The sequence below is a fragment of the Rhodococcus sp. R1101 genome, assembly GCF_000278445.1.
Lineage (GTDB): Bacteria > Actinomycetota > Actinomycetes > Mycobacteriales > Mycobacteriaceae > Rhodococcus > Rhodococcus gordoniae.
Map to the genome: position 1 here is coordinate 1 of NZ_AJVB01000846.1, position 815 is coordinate 815.

Below are 815 nucleotides of genomic sequence, written 5' to 3' on the forward strand. Positions count from 1 at the left end.
AGATCGTGCAGAAGCTCGTCGGCGCCGGCGAGGCCTACGAGTCGTTCTCGACGCCGGAAGAGGTCGAGGAGCGGCACAAGGCCGCCGGTCGCGACCCGAAGCTCGGCTACGACAACTTCGACCGCGACCTCACCCCGGAGCAGCGGCAGGCCTTCCTCGACGAGGGCCGGAAGCCGGTCGTGCGACTGCGCATGCCCGACGAGGACCTCACCTGGAACGACCTCGTCCGTGGCGAGACCACCTTCAAGGCGGGTTCGGTGCCCGACTTCGCGCTCACCCGTGGCAACGGCATCCCGCTCTACACGCTCGTCAATCCCGTCGACGACGCGTTGATGAAGATCACGCACGTCCTGCGCGGTGAGGACCTGCTGTCGTCGACCCCGCGTCAGCTCGCGCTGTATGCGGCGCTGCAGCGCATCGGCGTCACCGATTTCACACCCGAGTTCGGCCACCTGCCGTTCGTGATGGGGCAGGGCAACAAGAAGCTCTCCAAGCGCGACCCGGAGTCCAACCTCTTCCTGCACCGCGATCGCGGGTTCATCCCCGAGGGCCTGCTCAACTACCTCGCCCTCCTCGGCTGGGGTCTCGCCGACGACCGCGACGTGTTCTCCCTCGACGAGATGGTCGCGGCCTTCGAGATCTCCAAGGTCAACTCGAACCCGGCCCGGTTCGACCAGAAGAAGGCCGACGCGATCAACGCCGAGCACATCCGCCTGCTCGAACCGGCGGAGTTCGCCGCGCGCCTGAAGACCTATCTCGTGGAGCACGGCAGGATCGGGGCCGACGTCGACGACGCGCTCTTCCGCACGGCCGCC

Annotated in this window: 1 protein-coding gene; it reads left to right on the top strand. The window is 67.5% G+C overall.

Going from position 1 to position 815, the window contains the following annotated elements:
• On the top strand, nucleotides 1-815 hold an 815-nt coding region (locus tag R1101_RS0124680), incomplete at both ends, for a glutamate--tRNA ligase (protein ID WP_016935793.1).